At 60.9% G+C, this 1,302-nt stretch carries 1 protein-coding gene; it reads right to left on the bottom strand.

Annotated elements, in window-relative coordinates; all coding sequences use genetic code 11:
• Nucleotides 1-34: 34 nt before the first annotated feature.
• A complete protein-coding gene (locus ACQ7C1_RS31695; RefSeq protein WP_430961215.1) occupies nt 35-1,225 on the bottom strand; it encodes an IS481 family transposase in 1,191 nt (396 codons plus the stop codon).
• Between the last annotated feature and the right edge of the window lie 77 nt (nt 1,226-1,302).

Here is a 1,302-nt window from a genome sequence, read left to right as displayed (position 1 = left end):
TGTCCGACCCGGAGACATAGGTAACAGATTGTCCCTAAGACATGGGTGACAACCTCGTGCCGAACGGGTTGTCGATGGTTTGTAAAGTCCTCTGCTCCAGATCGATATATCCGAGATCATAGTGCATGAAGCTGACGAGCCAAATGCCGTCGTCGACCTCCTTGAGGCCGAGCCTCTGACCGGCCATGACGGTTGAGATGTTGATCTTCTTGCGATGGATGCACAGACGGCCGCAGTTGGTGACGATGGCATCGCGGTCATGGAAGGGATAGCTGATCTCGGGCAGCCCCTCATAGGGTCGCGGCGAAGCCTTGTAGACATCGGCTGGGACCTTCATCGACAGGGCCTCATGCGGTCTTTCGGTGTTGAACTCGCTGACGAATGCGTCGAAGCGCATTTGCTGCTGGAGAATATTGCGTCCCGGCGGACGGGTGGCTTCCTTCTTCAGCGTCAGATGCATGCGTTCATGGCGGCCATTCTCCTGCGGGTGGCCGGGGCGAATGCGTTCGAAGGCGACGCCGAGTCTGAGCCACCAGACCGACAGTTTCGAGAGATTGTAGAGCCCGTTCGGGCTGGCAAACGGCAGGCCGTTGTCGGAACGAATGGCAAGCGGAAGCCCACGCTCGGCAAAGACTCGCCGGAACGCACCGAAGACGCCGCGTTCGCGGGTCGTCTCGAAGGCCTCGCAGCACAGGAGATAGCGCGAAGCCTGGTCGGTGATCGTCAGGGGGTAACAATATCTGCCGTCGCCCAGCTTGAACTCGCCCTTGAAGTCGGCGCACCAAAGATCGTTGGGTCCGATGGCTGTCGAGAGCGTCGTGCCCACGGCCTTGTTCGCCCGGTTCCTCTTGCGGGCCTGGCTCACAAGGCCGTACCGGTCGAGCACCGCGTGCACCGTGCTTCTGGCTGGGATGCGCACGTCGCCGGCCAGACGGCGGACCAGGAGCTCGCGGATCTTGCGCGCGCCCCAGTGCGGCTTGTCCTTCTTGCATCGCACGATCATCGCCTCGACCGGCTCGGGCAACTGGTTGGCATAGCGCACCGGTCGCCGAGACCGGTCCGTCAGGGCCTCCAGCCCGTCCTCCTTGTAGCGATTGAAGATCTTGTAGCCGGTCTTGCGCGAGATCCCGAACTCCCGGCAAACCTCGCTCATCCCTTCGCCCTCCAGCAACCGGGCGACAAATCGAAGACGCTCATCCATGACCGAAGTCTCTCTCCACGGCATCAACACCTCCCGCAAAAAAGCGAAAAGTGTTACCCATGTCTCCGGTACAAAACGTCACCTATCTCTCAGGCCGGGCA

This window comes from Rhizobium sp. Nf11,1 (genome assembly GCF_050587665.1).
Lineage (GTDB): Bacteria > Pseudomonadota > Alphaproteobacteria > Rhizobiales > Rhizobiaceae > Rhizobium.
This window is presented reverse-complemented; position numbering and strand designations above follow the sequence as displayed.

Bases quoted from the DNA above. Each gene is read 5' to 3' on its own strand.
- ACQ7C1_RS31695 (WP_430961215.1), bottom strand. From the start codon at position 1,225: ATGCCGTGGAGAGAGACTTCGGTCATGGATGAGCGTCTTCGATTTGTC.